We start from the raw sequence: 16434 nt of genomic DNA, 5'->3' as shown, positions 1-16434 counted from the left end.
TAGTACGCTGCTACCTTCCTTGAATATTGATCTAACGCAAATCACATTCAGTTATAAACAATCAAATTTTTGTCGTTTCTTTATACTGTTCGAAAGACAAAATCGAGGACCTTTGACCACATTCTTAGGGTTTCTCGCAAAGTCGCTAGCCGCCTAGATGCAATTGTTGTAAAATGTCGGCGTTTCTAAGCAAATCTATCTAGCAACTTTTGAGGAAAACCTGTGAGCGAACAAAAACAGTCTCTTAGTTATAAAGACGCTGGCGTTGACATCGATGCGGGCAACGCATTGGTCGAAAGAATTAAAGGCGTAGTGAAAAAAACTCGTCGCCCAGAAGTAATGGGTGGCATTGGTGGTTTTGGTGCACTATGCGAACTTCCAACTGGATATAAAGAGCCTGTTTTGGTTGCTGGCACTGACGGTGTTGGTACTAAGCTACGCTTAGCTATCGATTTGAAAAAGCACGACACAGTAGGTATTGACCTAGTTGCTATGTGTGTTAACGATCTTATTGTCCAAGGCGCTGAACCCCTATTTTTCTTGGACTACTATGCTACAGGCAAATTAGACGTTGATGTTGCGGCGGACGTAGTATCTGGTATTGGTAAAGGCTGTGAACTATCTGGTTGTGCGCTTATCGGTGGTGAAACGGCTGAAATGCCAGGCATGTACGAAGGCGATGACTACGATATGGCAGGCTTTTGTACTGGCGTGGTAGAAAAATCTAAAATCATTGATGGAACTAAAGTTGCGGCTGGCGATCAGCTGATTGCATTGGGTTCAAGCGGTCCGCACTCAAACGGCTACTCTCTAATCCGTAAAGTACTAGAAGTATCTGGCGCAGATACTAACGCAGAGTTCGAAGGCAAAACGCTAGGCGAGCACCTGCTAGAGCCAACGCGTATCTACGTGAAGCAAATCTTAGCGCTATTAAAAGAAGTTGATGTTCACGCACTTTCTCACATCACTGGCGGTGGCTTCTGGGAAAACATCCCTCGCGTGCTACCTGAATCTGCAAAAGCAGTGATCAAAGGTGATAGCTGGCAATGGCCTGCAATCTTCAACTGGTTACAAGAGAACGGCAACATTGCAACTCACGAGATGTACCGCACATTCAACTGTGGTGTTGGCATGATCTTAGTTGTTCCTGCTGACAAGCTTGAGCAAAGCCTTGAAATCCTAAAAGCACAAGGCGAAAATGCTTGGCACATCGGTGAAATTCAAGATGCTCAGGTTGGTGAAGAGCAAGTTGAGATCTTAGGTGGTGCCGAGTAATGGCACCCACTCGCCTTGTTGTTCTGATTTCTGGTAGTGGTTCAAATTTGCAAGCAATCATTGATGCTTGCAAAGCTGGCTATATTCAAGGTGAAATTGTAGCCGTTATTAGTAATAAAGCGGACGCATACGGCCTAACCAGAGCGCAAGAGGCTGGTATAGCAACATCCGTTTTAGATCATAAGCAATACGCTTCTCGTGAAGAGTATGATGTTGCGCTTGGTCAACTAATTGATAGCTTTACACCAGATTTGGTTGTATTAGCTGGATTTATGCGTATTCTAACTCCAAACTTGGTGCAAAAATTTAGAGGAAAAATGTTGAACATTCATCCTTCTTTGTTGCCTAAGTATCAAGGGCTGAACACCCACCAAAGAGCAATCGATGCAAATGATGCAGAACATGGTGCTAGCGTTCACTTTGTCACAGAGGAGTTAGATGGTGGTCCTGTGGTCTGTCAGGCCAAGGTCGCTATTCTTCCAGATGATACGGCAGAGTCACTGGCGCAACGTGTGCATAAGCAAGAACACATTCTTTATCCTTTGGTGGTCAAATGGTTCAGCGAACAAAGACTAACAATGGAAGCAGACTATGCTGTTTTTGATAACAAAATCTTACCAGTTCAAGGTGCGCCGTACCCAGAAAAATAAAAAATGGAGCGCTGTGCTAATTGGTATTAGCGCTCTACTTTCCACTTCGACATTCGCAAACTCACTCACTGAATATCACGCCGAATACCAAGTTTCACGCAAAGGTAAGGTTCATGGTAGTGCCACGCGAGACCTCACAAAAATAGCGGATGCAACATACGCTGTACGTTACAAAAGCGATATCGAATGGATGATTTTTTCAGACGTAAGAACTGAAGAATCATTGTTTAAAGTCGCTGAACATACCGTCAGCCCACTACATTACAGTATGACCCGTGAAGGGACTGGCCCAGATAAAAGCTACAAAATTAAGTTTGATCACCAAAACCAAGCAATTACCTCCAGTGAAGAAAAGTATCCTCTGAAAGTGAAATGGCTTGAGAATCAGCAAGATTTAATTAGTTATCAAGTACAGCTGCGAGAAGATTTAAAGGCGGGAAAGACCAAGTTTAGCTACCCAATCATAGACAAAAAAGGCGACCAGCGAAGCTATGATTTTGAGGTGGCCGGCGAGGAAATGATCACTCTGCCTTTTGGCAACGTCAAAACCATCAAAGTTAAACGCATTTATGATGATAGCGATCGTCAAGCCATTGCTTGGTTTGCACCGAGTTATGATCATATGCTAGTTAAAATGTACAAAGGTAAAGATGGTATGGAGCAGTTTCAGATAGAGCTTAAAACCTATCAGCCCAAATCAGAGAGTTGATAGCAACATCGTTAATTCATCAAGGCGGCTCAACTAAGCCGCCTTTGCTTACAAAAACTCAGAACTACACCTTCTCACCTAATTTGAATAAAGCAAACTCACCGGGCTCAAGCTTTTGCCACTGTTCATCGTTAGTAAGCGGCCGAGTTGCGATCACTGTAACGACATCATCTGGTGTGGTTTCCTTTTGAAAATCCACCACCATATCCGCATCGATTAATGTGGCCTTACCAAATGGAGCTCTACGGGTTATCCAATGTAAGTTATTGGTACAATACGCCAACACATAAATGCCATCGGTGATCAACATATTGAACACGCCTTTATCTCTCAATGTGTGCGCTAGCTTTGCGATGTACCTAAAAACTGAGATCATGTTTGACGGACGACTTGGGTATTTTTCTCGTACTTTGTCCAAAATCCAACAAAAGGCTAGCTCGCTGTCAGTGTTTCCAACGGGTCGGTAAAAGTCAGTTTTTAGGTCTTTATAGTCCGAAAGCTGACCATTGTGAGCGTAAGTGATCTCCCTGCCCCATAATTCTCGCGTAAATGGATGGGTATTTTCAAGACAAGTCCGCCCCCTATTTCCCTGCCGAATATGGCTTATTACGGACACACTTTTTATCGGATACGCTTTGACCAGTTTAGCAATTTCTGACTGACAGCTCGGCTCCGGATCTTTAAAGGTTCTACATCCTTTCCCTTCGTAAAAGGTGATACCCCAGCCATCTTTATGAGGGCCCGTATTGCCACCGCGCTCCAATAACCCTGAAAAGCTAAAACAAATATCTGTCGGTACGTTCGCCGACATCCCCAAAAGCTCGCACATAAATCACTTAAACCCTAAATATCATAAAGTTATGATTAAAATACAAATCACAAGTATCAAAAGGTCACACGCTTGGTCACACTTATGACTAGTAGCTCGATTATCTTAGATAGTCATACTACTGAATTATTGGCGGTAAGTTTATCATGTATCTCTGTGTCTTTACTTTTTAAATTCAACTACCTTGAGAGCGGTATTAATACGATTATTTTGAAGGTGACTTTGCAGGAGCACAAAGTCTTTATCGCCAGACTTACATAGAATGACTATGCTACGCAGGCTCTGCCTTGTATAAATACCAATCAAACTGCTGCAAAAACAAACTTGAAAGATCAACAGGCCCTAATTGCAGCTTCCACTTTTTTCACGGACACTTGGTTGCTACCAGAAGCAATTATCAAGACCGCTTTTTCTGTATTGCTATCTTTAAATATCAGAGACTTGGCGATTTGAGACTCAGTGCAACCAATCGCATTTGCAGCATCTTTCGCAGTACGAGTAGAGTCTGCAAGCTCTGTAACGGTGAAGTTATGCCCACGACTGGCTAGGAACTCTTGAACACGTATTGATGAGGGTTTTAACGGCTGTGACATTCAATTGCTCTTCAATGCTGCGATAGCTAAAACCAATCTAACAGCTACTGAGCAAATTTTAAACATCCAGTATGTTTTATGCTATTTGTGTTATGAAGTAACCCTATCGCGGGATAGCATTGAAAAATATCCGAGTATCCCATTAATTGGAACTCGGATTATAGCTACATATAAAGACTAAGGATTTTTACGTAAAGTAAAGTCTATATTGTTACCACATGCCATTGGTATGCGAGGCTAGCGCCAGCCAATGAGCATGCTAATAAAAAGTTTATTACCTCTTTTGAGCTAAGTGAACGAGACTCACGAGAAAAATGCTTAGCATGTAATCTCATACCTAGTGGTTGCAACTCTTTTTCATGTTTTGGCAATGCAATTAATCCAGCAAATAGCATGACTAAACAAAGCATATAACTACCTTGCACGACAAAGAATAGAGTAAGTGAAAACGCGGTGATAGAAAAAATCCAAGAAATGAATTTAAACATAGCAGCTCCGTTTGCTATCAGTGTTACCAGTTCGATTTTACAATCATCAAGCTGGCTAGTTTCTAATTTTAATACAGAGTTTAGAGCTATTAGTTTAAAAGCACAAGCAGACTAAAGTATTAGCCCCTATTTTCGAATAATGCTTTCATAAACTCATAAAATGCCTCTGCCTTGCGTGTCTTTAGCGAGTGCTGTGGCCTGACAAACCAAATAGGTGCGTCGTCACTTTCGAGACAACCTGGAATTATAGGCACTAACTCACCCCGTTTTAGGTTATCTCTGATGGCGATGTGAGATTTAACTGCAATGCCATGCCCAGCCAAGGCGGCAGAAGTCATGTTGTCTGAGTTTGAAATCGTAAAACGAGTTTTTGCGTTAAAGTGTACAGTTCTACCGTTTGGCTCTTTTAACTTAAATTCTCGTTGCCATGGTAAGCATACAAAAAAGTGATTTTGTAATTCATTGATATTGTCAGGCATGCCATAGCGAGTAATATAGCTCGGCGCTGCACATAATATCCGGTGGTTATCGCATAGCTTTCTCGCCAACAACCCCGAATCAGCCAGCTGCCCAACACGTATCGCTACATCTTGAGCACCTTCAACTATGTTTACAAACTGGTCATTGATCAGGAAATCGAGTGCTAACTGTGGGTGCGCTTGTTCAAATTGACTAAGATTTGGCATCACAAATTGTGAAAACACCCAAGGCGGCATAGTGACACGAAGTAACCCACTTACTGCAGAGCCCCTTGCACCTATTTCATGCTCAGCATCATAAAGCGCCTCTAATATATGCTCCACCCTCTCTCTAAAAGTACTTCCGGCTGGGGACAAAGTTAGCGTACGACTATCTCTAAACAGCAAAGTCGTGCCTAAATGTTGCTCTAACTTATTAAGGCGATGACTAACCGTCGCAGGTGAGAGTCTCAACTGCTTTGCAGCATTAACTACTCCTTGGTGCTTAATAATAGCTAAGAATGTTTCGAGTTCAGCGATTGAATACATGTCGATTTAGTTTTTTCGAATCTTGCTTTCGAATATGCGCGCTTTGTTTAAATTTATCAAATAAATATACTGCTTCTCATCGCAACTAAATTGGAATTATCAATGAAACGCACCTTAATTAGTCTATTCGTTATGTTAGGAGGCCTAATGCCGAATATTAGCCAAGCCAACTCAAAGGTTGAACGCCCGGAAGTTATTTTCTTCGATGTCAATGAAACCTTACTTGATTTAGAGTCAATGAATAAACCAGTTAGCCAAGTTTTGGGGGGTGATGAGTCCCTATTACCCCTTTGGTTTTCCACTATGCTACATCACTCGTTAGTGACTACAGTAAGTGGTGATTATCAAGATTTTGGCAAGATAGGCGTTGCCGCGCTACAGATGGTTGCAAAAAACAAAGGCCTAACGATAACTGACGCACAAGCTAAGCAAGCAATTGTGCCCGCCCTGCTCTCTTTGCCCCCGCATCAAGATGTCATTCCAGCGCTAAAACGGCTCAAACAAGCAGGCTTTAAACTCGTGAGTTTAACCAATTCATCGAATGCAGGAGTTAAAGCGCAGTTTGAAAATGCCGGTCTAATCACCTATTTTGATCAACGCTTGAGTATTGAAGACATTAAAGTGTATAAGCCCGACCTTAGAGCCTATGAGTGGGCGTTACAGCAACTAAATATTCGCCCAGACCAAGCGCTAATGGTGGCGGCTCACGGCTGGGATGTTGCCGGCGCTAAAGCCGCGGGCATGCAAACTGCGTTTATTGCAAGACCACAAAAGCAACTTTATCCACTGGCAAAGGCACCAGATTACGTGCTGACTGACTTAACAAGTTTGGCTGATGAACTCACCACTTCTGAAAACGAGTAGTATTAGAAAATATCCGTAGGCAACCTGACACTAGCAGATAAAAATGGTAAAGGCATATCGGGACTTGAACTAAATCGGCTATGTGAGCCTTCTTGCACCACCAGCGTGTCTGGTAAAAGGCTCAAACGTAGGATAGTGTTTGCGAATAAACAACTTAGTCTTATGACTGATTAATTGAGTACTGCCAACATTGTCAGTACTCAATTAATAAAATAACTTAAGGTTATTAGAAAAACCCTAAAGGACTGGTGCTATAGCTCACCAAGAGGTTCTTGGTTTGTTGGTAATGATCCAGCGCCTTTTTGTGAGTTTCTCTGCCAATGCCTGATTTTTTATAACCACCAAATGCCGCGTGCGCAGGATACATATGATAACAGTTAGTCCAGACGCGACCCGCTTCGATTTGGCGACCAAATTGATATGCGCGATTCATATCTCTAGTCCACACCCCAGCACCTAAACCAAACTCAGAGCTATTCGCCAATTCCAACGCCTCCGCTTCATCTTTAAAAGTACATAAAGAGATCACCGGACCAAATATTTCCTCTTGGAATACCCGCATTTGGTTATGCCCTTTTAACAGCGTCGGCTGAATATAAAAGCCTTTATGATAACCCTCGCCAAGCTCTGCGACTTCGCCACCGATTAACACTTCAGCCCCTTCCTTCTTGCCAATATCAATATAGCTAAGGATTTTATCAAATTGAGCTTGTGAGGCTTGTGCACCAACCATGGTCTCTGTATCAAGCGGATTGCCGCGTTTAATCGCCTTGGTGCGTTCGATGACTTTGGCTATAAAGTCATCGTATATATCTTCTTGCACGAGCAATCGCGATGGACAAGTACATACTTCTCCTTGGTTAAAGTAGGCCAGCACCGCGCCTTCAATACACTTGCTTAGGTAATCATCGTCAGCTTGCATCACATCACTAAAGTAGATATTAGGCGACTTACCCCCTAGCTCCACCGTTGAGGGAATGATATTTTCAGCGGCACATTTTAGGATGTGAGAACCCACAGGAGTCGAGCCTGTAAACGCAATTTTTGCGATACGTGTACTCGTAGCAAGCGCTTCGCCTGCCTCTCTACCGAAGCCGTTTACGACATTAACCACGCCATTTGGTAATAAATCAGCGATAAGTTCCATCAACAACAAAATAGATGCAGGCGTTTGCTCCGCAGGTTTTAGCACTACGCAGTTTCCAGCTGCGAGAGCGGGTGCCAGTTTCCAAGCGGCCATAAGTAATGGGAAGTTCCATGGGATGATCTGCCCCACAACGCCCAGAGGCTCATGAAAATGATAGGCCACGGTTGACTCGTCAATTTCACCAATGGCTCCTTCTTGAGCACGAATGCAACCTGCAAAATAGCGGAAATGATCAGCAGCAAGGGGAACATCCGCGGCTAGCGTTTCACGTACAGCTTTACCATTATCCCATGTTTCGGCTACCGCTAGGTATTCAAGGTTTGCTTCCATTCGGTCTGCGATTTTGAGTAATATATTACTTCGCTCAGTGACCGAAGTTTTACCCCACTCAGCCTTTGCGGCATGGGCGGCGTCAAGTGCCAGTTCAACGTCTGCATTATTTGAGCGCGGGATCTGACAAAACACTTCGCCATTAACAGGACTAATATTGTCGAAGTACTGGCCGTTAACGGGTGGCGTCCATTCACCGCCAATAAAGTTTTGATATTGAGACTTAAAGCTGACGACTGCACCTTCAGTATTTGGGTTTGCGTATATCATTTTTACCTCTGCAACTTGTGTTATTTATTTGGGCTTCATTCGTCCCAGTTTTGTTTTTACTAATATTTGACATTAGCCAAATTCACCTTTAAAAACTTAACTTAGGGTCTCGGAATGTATACGCACAGTCCAAAAGTAACCGAGGAGGAGTGCATTGTTTGCAGATCTCTAAACATCGCAGTCGTGTCGAACGCTTAGTTGAAAACAAGATAAGTTTTGCCGCCAATCACGTAGAGCTGAGCGTCTATGACACTTACGAAAGTACCAATAGAGTCAAACTCGCCTCTAATGAAGTGTTGTTTTGTGCAATGATCACGGGCAAAAAAGTGATGCACGTAGACAGTTGTGACTATCATCAGCCCTTTTTACCTCATCAAAGCTTCGTATTGGCACCAGAACAAACCGTATTTATAGACTTTCCCGACGCCAGCTTATCCGCTCCCACCACCTGTTTAGCAATTGAGATCAGTCGAGAGAAAATTAATACCGTGAGTGAGAAGTTAGCACTTTCGCTTCCTAGTGATTTTAATTATCAAAAGCAGCTGGTTCACACCGAGCATAACTGGCAAACCCAGCACTGCTTGGGGCGATTGCTCCATCTGTTCAGTGAGAATGAGGCTGAGCGGGGGTACTTTATCGATTTGGCAATGGACGAACTAATTGCAAGACTACTACAGCAACAAAGCCGAGATCTGCTGTTAGGCGCAGTAAAACAAACACCAGATCAAAACGGTTTGTATCAAGCGATGCATTATTTGGAGACGCATTTAGACGAGCCATTAGATGTAGAAAAGCTCTGTAAAATTAGCTGCATGAGTAGAAGCCGCTTTTTCAATCAATTTAAAAAGTCATTTGCGACGACGCCACAGCAGTGGCTCCAAGCCCGAAGACTAGCTGAAGCAAAGGCAAAACTAAAAGCAGGAAATCAGATCACCGCAATTAGTTTTGCACTCGGCTTTAAGCATCCAAGTCAATTCAGTCGAGCGTTTAAACAAGCCTTTAATGTCACCCCAAAGGACTATCAACTTCAGGCACTAAAAGCCGATAAAAACGACTGGTTACTCCGTTAGTCCAGCCAAAACCCTGTTGCACCACGTATTCTCCGCCACTTGCCTGTTTATCCGGTTCAACCACATTATACTTCTCAAGCAAACAGCCGATTTGCTCAAAGCCGGTTTCAACAGCATAAAGCCATGCTTGCATAATCTTATTCGCGAGTTGATTTTGGCCATATGCCCTTAAACCTGACACCGCAAACCACTGCAGTGGTGCCCAGCCATTAGGGCTGTCCCACTGCTGTGAAGTAGTGACTAAGGTACTAACCAATCCGCCTTGTTGCAAAAATTCAGCCTCGAGTTTTTTGCCAATATGCTTAGCCTGCTCGGGTGTAACCAGCTCAGCAAACATAGGCACAACGCCCGCTAGAGATTCAACCGTGGTACGCGCATAATCATTAAGATCCACATCGAAAAACCAGCCTTTTTTATCGCACCAACAATATTTCTGTATCAGTGCACTACGATTTGACGCTAAATTGGCATAGTACTGCGCTTGCGTTAGCTCGTTTAACTTCTCAAAACACCGTGCGATTTGCGACTCAAGCAATACCAGCAGTGCATTTAAATCCACAGGGATAATGTCTGTTGTACGAATGCTCGCTAAATCGTCAGCGTTTGCTAACCAGCGGCTACTAAAGTCCCACCCTGACTCACAAGCCGCACGAATGTGCTGATAAAACGTTTCGCTGTCCGTAACCGCTGCGGCTAATTCTATATCCTCAATAAAAGACTCTGGGCGCGGTGCTGCAAGCGGATCCCAGTAGCGATTCAGTTTGCCCCCACACGGCATGATTACGACTCGGTACTGGGCTTTTTTATCCGTGCAACTCAAATCCTCTCCGGTTTGCCAAAACTGATGTTCTTTCAGTAATGCCTGAGTAACTCGCGACAGCCACTGCTCATCGTGGGACTTTTCCTGCCACATTAAATCAACCATTAATGCGGTTACAGGTGGTTGGGAGCGGCTTTGGTAATAATCTCGATTACCGTTAGGTACATGTCCAATACGATCAATAAGACTCACAAAGTTATCTAACATTCCCTCAACGAGATCGCTTCTGTTCGCATCCAAAAGCCCAAGTGCCGTAAAGTAGCTATCCCAGTAATAAATCTCATTAAAACGTCCACCCGGTACGACATACGGATGAGGTAAAGGTAGCAAGGAGCCTTTGGCAACGGTGCTCGGCTTTCTAGATAAACGCGACCACAGCGCACTGATATACTGCTGCGCACTAGTAAAGTCTGGTAAGGCATCTAACTCTTTGTTGGCAACAAAGTCAAAATGCGCATGCACAAATCTAAGTAACGCCTCTCCCGTCGGCTTTTGCATCACATACTGGTTTTCTATCTCTGCGAGCGGAATTTTTGCGATGGCATCTGCAAAAACTTTACTGTCTGAAAACAGGCCAGCGCTTTGCACCGCCTTGAAAACCTCTGTGGAATAAAAGTTTGATTGGTACTGCATGTAAAACCTCAGCTCACCTTTTGTTGATTTGGCATGTGAGCATGATTTGATTGGCTAGACTCACTCATCGATTTAAAGAAATATAAACACACAGCAATCACCAGCATGGGAATAAGTGCCCCATAAAACGCTTGTTGACCGCCAAAATGTTGAAATACTAAACCTGTGATCATTGAACCCGTGCTACCACCCAGCGCTGAAAATACAACGATTAGCCCTGTCATCGGAGCGTGCTGTGTAGTGGGTAAACTACTTAGCATTACCGAATTAATCACTGGATAAATAGGCGCCATAAAAAGACCGATCAGCGGCATGAGAAAAGCCACAAGGGGTGCGTCAAATAACGAAGAAATAAGCGTTTTCTCAATACCCTCAGTCATAGGTAAGGTTAAAATCACTAACCCTGCCATAGCGGCAAGACAAACATTTAACACCACATACCAATGTACTTTGGTGAGCACAATGCCAGCACCTAGCCGGCCGAGTGCTAAGCAGGCAGCAAAAACACTGGTAATTTGCACGCTAATGTTCACCGGTAATGACAGGATCTCATTATTAAAAGTAGGCAGCCAAGTGCCTATACTCTGCTCTATCAATACATATAAAAATGCGGAAATCACGAATACCAGCACAAGCGGCTTAGCAACAAGCTTTAACATCGCCATAAATGCAGAGACACTAGACTCGGTAGCTTGCGTTGGCTCTGGCTTTGCAATTGGGGAGATCCAAACGATAAATGCAGTAAAAGCACTCAGAACAGCTAACACGAAATAGACGTTTAACCAGCCAAGAGAGTTATCGCCGTTGTCAATAAACGCTGCAAAAATCCAATAACCGCCGAGGACCCCCAACATAAACACGCCTTCAATGAAATTAAGCAGGCTTGAATGTTGGTTGCTCCCTTCAGTAACTTGACCAACCAGCGCATAAACCGACACTTTAACCACCGCAAATGCCGCCCCTACAGAAGCAAATACTAATTTAAGAATCCAAAACTCAGCGACCATAGGAGTGATACTACAAATTAATGCTACGCCCGCGAGCACTGCGGTCAGAGCGATCTTAAACCCAACCCTGGGAATAACCGACGCAACCAGAAATGAAACGATGGCGATAGGAAGATCTTTAAATGCCTCTAGCGTGGCGGCCTGGGCTTTTGTAATACCAAAACTATGAATGGACTGCAAAATGACCGTCCCTACACTATTAAGCAAAATAGCGAATAGGAAGTAACTAACGGCCATGGCAAGTATGATACGTGCTCGGTTCATTGTTATTCTCGTTAAAACACTGTGATTTCTTTTTAGTCTAGACAGACTTTTCCTTTTTTGCAATCGTTTGCATTTTAAATCATAACAAGGCTTTATAAGCTAATGATTATTATAACAATTGCAAAGGTTTAACTGGATTGTCTGATAACCAATGAGGATGGAATCTCTTGAGAAGTGGTTTTTTCACCACTTAGCTGAGAGAGTAGCTTCTCCACCAATAACTGTGCCGCCGCACTAGTGTCTTGTTTAATCGTCGTAAGTGCTGGAAAGCTAATTTGTGCCATCGCAATATCGTCAAAGCCAACAATTCGAACGTCATTGGGCACGCTGACATAACGCTCTTTTAGGGCTTTTAGTACCCCAAGTGCAACCATATCACTACAAGCAAATATCCCATCAAAGGTTAATCCTTGTGCTCGCAACAAAGCGTTTATACTCGCGTAGGCTGCTTCTGAGGTAATATCGATTTTAACCATCTGCGCTTCTACTTGAGCTTCTTCTACCGCATGGCAAAACCCCCGATAGCGCTCACCAAGTTCAGCATGACCTGGGTCGCCCATAAATAGAAGTTTAGACGCACCCTTGGCTATTAAGTGCTTCGTTGCGCTAATACCACCAATAAAATTATCACTACCAACGATAGGGTAATTAGCAGAAGTTTTAGGGTCGCCCCACACCACAATTGGTGTTCCTGCTTTTGCGGCCCGTTCGATTCGTGCTTGCTCTTTGCCTTGCCCTACGACGATAACTCCATCAGCTCGACGACCAGAAATAAAGTAGCCATGCCAGTCCTCCCCCGCCATATATGAATTGGAGAGTAGTAACTCGTAACCTTTTCGATTCACTGCACGATTTATATCGCTCACTACCTTAAGTAAAAATGGGTCGTCAACAGATTGTTTGGTTTCAGCTTCGAGATTAATAATAACAGCGATGACTTTGGTTTTTTGCATCCGTAAGCGACTGGCCGCTGCGTTGATACTAAAGTGATGCTCTTTTGCAAGCGCCTGAATACGCTCTCGAGTTTCCTTTTTTATCAGTGGGTTATCATTGAGTGCGCGGGAAGCTGTGGAGGTAGAGACTCCAGCTAACCTTGCTAGATCAGATAGCTTTAATTGTGTAGTTCCCATCGCAAACCTCTTAATAAATGCACTTAATAGCACTGCTATTCTTACAATTTTTTGATAATTAGACCATAACTAATTGAATCCCTTAATCTAACTGAGCAGAAAAGAACACCAATCAAGCTATATTTGTAATGCCTTACATCATTTTATGACAAAATTTTAAACAACATCATTGCAAACGTTTGCATTAAGATCTATTTTAAAGAGTAGACAGTCGTTAAATACCAGTTTATGACAACAACAAGAGGGCTTTAGCCGTGATAAAAACGAACTCCTTAAGCTTGATCGCTGCTGCTATAACGCTTGCGTTAAGCACATCAGCTCAGGCTGAGCAAACACCGAAAGATAATAAAGAGAAAGTAGAAACCATTATTGTGTCAGGTACACCAGGTGGCGCAGGGATCAGAAAAATTGATGCAAGCTTTGCTGTAACTAATATCGATGCAGTGCAAATTGATAAGCTCGCGCCCAAAAGCACAGCTGACTTACTGAAAGCGGTACCAGGGATCTGGGTTGAAAGTTCAGGTGGAGAATCCGGCGCTAACGTTTTTGTTCGTGGTTTTCCAGGTGGTGGTGATGCACCATTCTTAACAGTTAGTTTGCAAGGCAGTCCAATCTATCCTGCACCAACACTCTCATTCTTAGAAAACACGTCGATTTTCAGACTCGATGAAACCATCAGTATGATGGAAGGCCTGCGTGGTGGACCAAACCCAGTGGTGTCTAATGGTCAGCCTGGCTTAACAACTAACTTTCAACTTAAACGTGGCCAAGCCGATACCGAAGGTACATTTAAATATACCACCACAGACTATGGCCTAAATCGTATTGACGGCGTGTTAAGTGGTGAGATCTCCGATGACCTTTATTATATGGTTGGCGGCTATATCAAACGCTCTTCTGGGATCCGTGATGCGGGATTTACCTCAGAAAAGGGTCATCAATTTACCATTAACCTAACTAAAGAGTTTGCTAATGGTGAATTTAATCTTTATACCCGTCAAACTGATGACACTGGCGCATGGTACCTACCAACTCCCCTTAATGTTGAAGGTGTAGATGCCGGTTTTACTCAACTAGGCACAAACAATCGCAAAGCAACTATTTATTTTGGTGAACACAACACCACGATGAATGTAGATATAGGGGATGGTCGTGGCTGGAAGGGTCACGTGTCAGGCGGTAGTTTGAAAGTAAATTTCGACAATGGTTGGCAACTAAACGACCGCTTTAGTTTAACGCAAGGAGATGCTAATACAATAGGCCTAGTGCCTGCTGGCAGCGCAATGCTTTTAAGTGATGTAGCGGACAATGGCGAAACAGCTACTGGCAGTGTCACTGGTAATGAGTATGCTGGTGATACAATGGTGCAGCAGTATGGTCGCTGGGTTGTATTAAAAGATATCGAAGCTTTCACCAATGACTTAGCTGTAAGCAAAACCTTTGGTGATTGGTCAAGTGCCTTTGGTATTTATACTGCAACTACCTCTGCAAAAGACTGGTGGAGCTTAGGTAATACCGCCTACCACGTTTTAGAACAAGGTGGCGAGGTGTTAGATGGTATCGCGTGTAATAGCGATGTTGCGGGCTGCGCCTTCAACTACGACATTAACAGTTCTGGTGATGCGACAACGTGGGCCATCTACACCACCCAAAGTTACCAAGCAACGGAAGCCCTTAAGTTAGATTTAGGCTTACGTAGCGAGCAACACGAGGTTGAGTATTCAGTCGACGAAGGTTTAGATGGGGCTATCACCAAAGCGGTTGACTATGATGAGCGCAAGACTTCATGGACCTTAGGTGCTGACTATAGTTTGAGCTTAGATTCAGGTGTTTTTGTGCGTATGAACAAAGGCTACAAAATGCCTTATTTCGACGACTTCAGAGACAACTATAGTACCTATGAATCGGGCGAGTCGCTGATTAAAGAAGTCACACAAGCTGAGCTTGGCTATAAATATATGGGTGAAACCGGCGACCTGTTTGTTACTTTATTTACCAATGAAGTGAAAGGCGACACGTTTGTAAGACGCCCTGGTATACCTGCAGAAATTCTCACCAATGAAGCAACCGGTGTAGAACTTGATTACAGCTATAACCATGAATCGGGTTTATCAATAAACTTGAATGCTACTTGGCAAGACACTGAAATTACTGAAAGCCCAACAAATGAGGGAAATAAAGCACAGCGCCAACCTGATTGGATGCTGCGCGTTACACCAAGCTATGACTTTGAAATGTCGGGTATGTACGCCACCTTGTATGGCACCCTTTCGGCTGTAGATGACCGTTTTGGGGATAATGAAAATACTGTCGTGTTAGAGGGCTACGAAAAGCTTGATATTGGCCTTATCGTAGAGCCAACAGAGGGCGTAAAATTACAACTAGCGGTAGATAACCTTACTGACAAGCAAGGGATCACCGAGGGGGATCCTCGTAACCCAGATTCGCCCAATGGCCGCTATATCATGCCAAGAAGTGTGAAATTTAGCGTTGCGTATACGTTCTAGTTGCTGTAACTAAGCGTTTAACATAGCGCTGCCCGCTTATATCAAATGCCTGAGGCTGGTAGCGCTAAAAAGACCTAACACGTTTATTGCGGGGCAACTTCTTGCAAATGCACTTCAGAGTGCCCTCTGCTGCCCTAAACCTTAGTAATTGTGCCAAGAGAAACCGCCACTAACTTTTCTTCGTCACCGCTTTTGGCATATACCTTACATTCGCATGTCGCCTGACGTTTACCCGAATACAACACGGTTGACTTCGCGATTAGCTTATCGCCAATAGCGGGTCTAACATAATTTACTTTATACTCTGAGGTAACACAGCTGCCAAGCACCGACGCACCAGCAAAAGTAATACAATTATCAGCTAGATAGCTAACCACGCCGCCATGTGCAAAACCATAGTTTTGTTTAAGATCATCTCGAATAGCAAGGCTTAACTCTGCAACGCCAACCTCAAACACCTCCAACTCAGCGCCCAACAACAAACTAAAAGACTGCTGTGCTAGGATCTCCTTTCCTTCCTCTAACATAGTATTGCTCAACTTCTTCTCCTTAGTAATATTTACGCTCAAATAGACTCTAGATCGCGAATGGTGTTCACATTTATAGGTAAACGAGTTACAGCGATATGATTAGCTCAACACGAATAAAAGCTGGACTAGATATATTATCTATAACTAGATTCCCATAGATTAATCACAATGTAAACAATCAGTTATATCCATTACTTTGTGCATACTGAATGAGATTGAAATGTTTCAAAATAATTTAGTACGAGACATTTAAAATAAAAAAAGCCGCGTAGTAAGAAACTAAGCGGCTTTTTCTATCTTCAAACTAGGGC

The 16434-nt window shown here is 43.5% G+C and carries 15 protein-coding genes; 6 read left to right on the top strand and 9 right to left on the bottom strand.

Features of this window, described 5'->3' with window-relative positions; all coding sequences use genetic code 11:
• Positions 1 to 222 precede the first annotated feature (222 nt).
• The 3 genes from purM to CWC03_RS01280 are packed head-to-tail and all read left to right on the top strand — an operon-like array spanning position 223 to position 2634.
• Entirely contained in the window at positions 223 to 1275 is a 1053-nt protein-coding gene (purM, locus tag CWC03_RS01290; protein WP_138580264.1) for a phosphoribosylformylglycinamidine cyclo-ligase, read from the top strand.
• Positions 1275 to 1925, top strand: coding sequence for a phosphoribosylglycinamide formyltransferase (purN, locus tag CWC03_RS01285; RefSeq protein ID WP_138580263.1), 651 nt, complete (start codon positions 1275 to 1277; stop codon positions 1923 to 1925). The genes purM and purN overlap by 1 nt, the downstream gene beginning before the upstream one ends.
• A gap of 13 nt (positions 1926 to 1938) precedes the next feature.
• On the top strand, positions 1939 to 2634 hold the full coding sequence (locus tag CWC03_RS01280) for a DUF3108 domain-containing protein (protein ID WP_138580262.1): 696 nt from the start codon (positions 1939 to 1941) through the stop codon (positions 2632 to 2634).
• Between the two features lie 64 nt (positions 2635 to 2698).
• Here the strand turns inward: CWC03_RS01280 and CWC03_RS01275 are convergent, their stop codons facing one another.
• The 4 genes from CWC03_RS01275 to CWC03_RS01255 all read right to left on the bottom strand — a co-directional run bounded on the left by CWC03_RS01275 (position 2699) and on the right by CWC03_RS01255 (position 5551).
• Positions 2699 to 3463 carry a class II glutamine amidotransferase gene (locus tag CWC03_RS01275; RefSeq protein ID WP_138580261.1) on the bottom strand — a complete coding sequence of 255 codons (765 nt, stop codon included), beginning with the start codon at positions 3461 to 3463 and terminating at the stop codon, positions 2699 to 2701.
• A gap of 332 nt (positions 3464 to 3795) precedes the next feature.
• Positions 3796 to 4056: a YbaK/EbsC family protein gene (locus CWC03_RS01265; RefSeq protein WP_249313915.1), complete on the bottom strand. Its 261-nt coding sequence runs from the start codon at positions 4054 to 4056 to the stop codon at positions 3796 to 3798.
• Positions 4057 to 4259: 203 nt separating this feature from the next.
• Positions 4260 to 4544, bottom strand: coding sequence for a hypothetical protein (locus CWC03_RS01260; protein WP_138580260.1), 285 nt, complete (start codon positions 4542 to 4544; stop codon positions 4260 to 4262).
• 119 nt (positions 4545 to 4663) lie between these two features.
• Complete coding sequence (locus tag CWC03_RS01255) at positions 4664 to 5551, bottom strand: LysR family transcriptional regulator (RefSeq protein WP_138580259.1); 888 nt, start codon at positions 5549 to 5551, stop codon at positions 4664 to 4666.
• 147 nt (positions 5552 to 5698) lie between these two features.
• On the opposite strand from CWC03_RS01255, the gene CWC03_RS01250 reads away from it, so the two are divergent.
• Complete coding sequence (locus tag CWC03_RS01250; RefSeq protein ID WP_138580258.1) at positions 5699 to 6415, top strand: haloacid dehalogenase type II; 717 nt, start codon at positions 5699 to 5701, stop codon at positions 6413 to 6415.
• A gap of 226 nt (positions 6416 to 6641) precedes the next feature.
• Here the strand turns inward: CWC03_RS01250 and exaC are convergent, their stop codons facing one another.
• A complete protein-coding gene (exaC, locus tag CWC03_RS01245) occupies positions 6642 to 8162 on the bottom strand; it encodes an acetaldehyde dehydrogenase ExaC (RefSeq protein WP_138580257.1) in 1521 nt (506 codons plus the stop codon).
• A 158-nt stretch (positions 8163 to 8320) separates the two neighbouring features.
• Here exaC and CWC03_RS01240 point away from each other — a divergent pair, with 158 nt between their 5' ends.
• Positions 8321 to 9232, top strand: a complete 912-nt coding sequence (locus CWC03_RS01240) for a helix-turn-helix domain-containing protein (RefSeq protein WP_138580256.1) — start codon at positions 8321 to 8323, stop codon at positions 9230 to 9232.
• Here CWC03_RS01240 and CWC03_RS01235 read toward each other — a convergent pair.
• The 3 genes from CWC03_RS01235 to CWC03_RS01225 form a co-directional block, all read right to left on the bottom strand.
• On the bottom strand, positions 9168 to 10685 hold the full coding sequence (locus tag CWC03_RS01235; protein ID WP_138580255.1) for a trehalase family glycosidase: 1518 nt from the start codon (positions 10683 to 10685) through the stop codon (positions 9168 to 9170). The two genes, CWC03_RS01240 and CWC03_RS01235, sit on opposite strands and share 65 nt — an antisense overlap.
• Before the next feature lie 8 nt (positions 10686 to 10693).
• Positions 10694 to 11956, bottom strand: a complete 1263-nt coding sequence (locus tag CWC03_RS01230) for an MFS transporter (protein ID WP_138580254.1) — start codon at positions 11954 to 11956, stop codon at positions 10694 to 10696.
• Between the two features lie 128 nt (positions 11957 to 12084).
• Complete coding sequence (locus CWC03_RS01225; protein ID WP_138580253.1) at positions 12085 to 13086, bottom strand: LacI family DNA-binding transcriptional regulator; 1002 nt, start codon at positions 13084 to 13086, stop codon at positions 12085 to 12087.
• A 254-nt stretch (positions 13087 to 13340) separates the two neighbouring features.
• On the opposite strand from CWC03_RS01225, the gene CWC03_RS01220 reads away from it, so the two are divergent.
• Complete coding sequence (locus tag CWC03_RS01220) at positions 13341 to 15593, top strand: TonB-dependent receptor (RefSeq protein ID WP_138580252.1); 2253 nt, start codon at positions 13341 to 13343, stop codon at positions 15591 to 15593.
• Positions 15594 to 15727: 134 nt separating this feature from the next.
• Here the strand turns inward: CWC03_RS01220 and CWC03_RS01215 are convergent, their stop codons facing one another.
• Entirely contained in the window at positions 15728 to 16132 is a 405-nt protein-coding gene (locus tag CWC03_RS01215) for a PaaI family thioesterase (protein ID WP_223193607.1), read from the bottom strand.
• Positions 16133 to 16434 lie beyond the last annotated feature (302 nt).

This window comes from Pseudoalteromonas sp. S2755 (assembly GCF_005886535.1).
Classification (GTDB): Bacteria; Pseudomonadota; Gammaproteobacteria; order Enterobacterales; family Alteromonadaceae; genus Pseudoalteromonas.
This window is presented reverse-complemented; position numbering and strand designations above follow the sequence as displayed.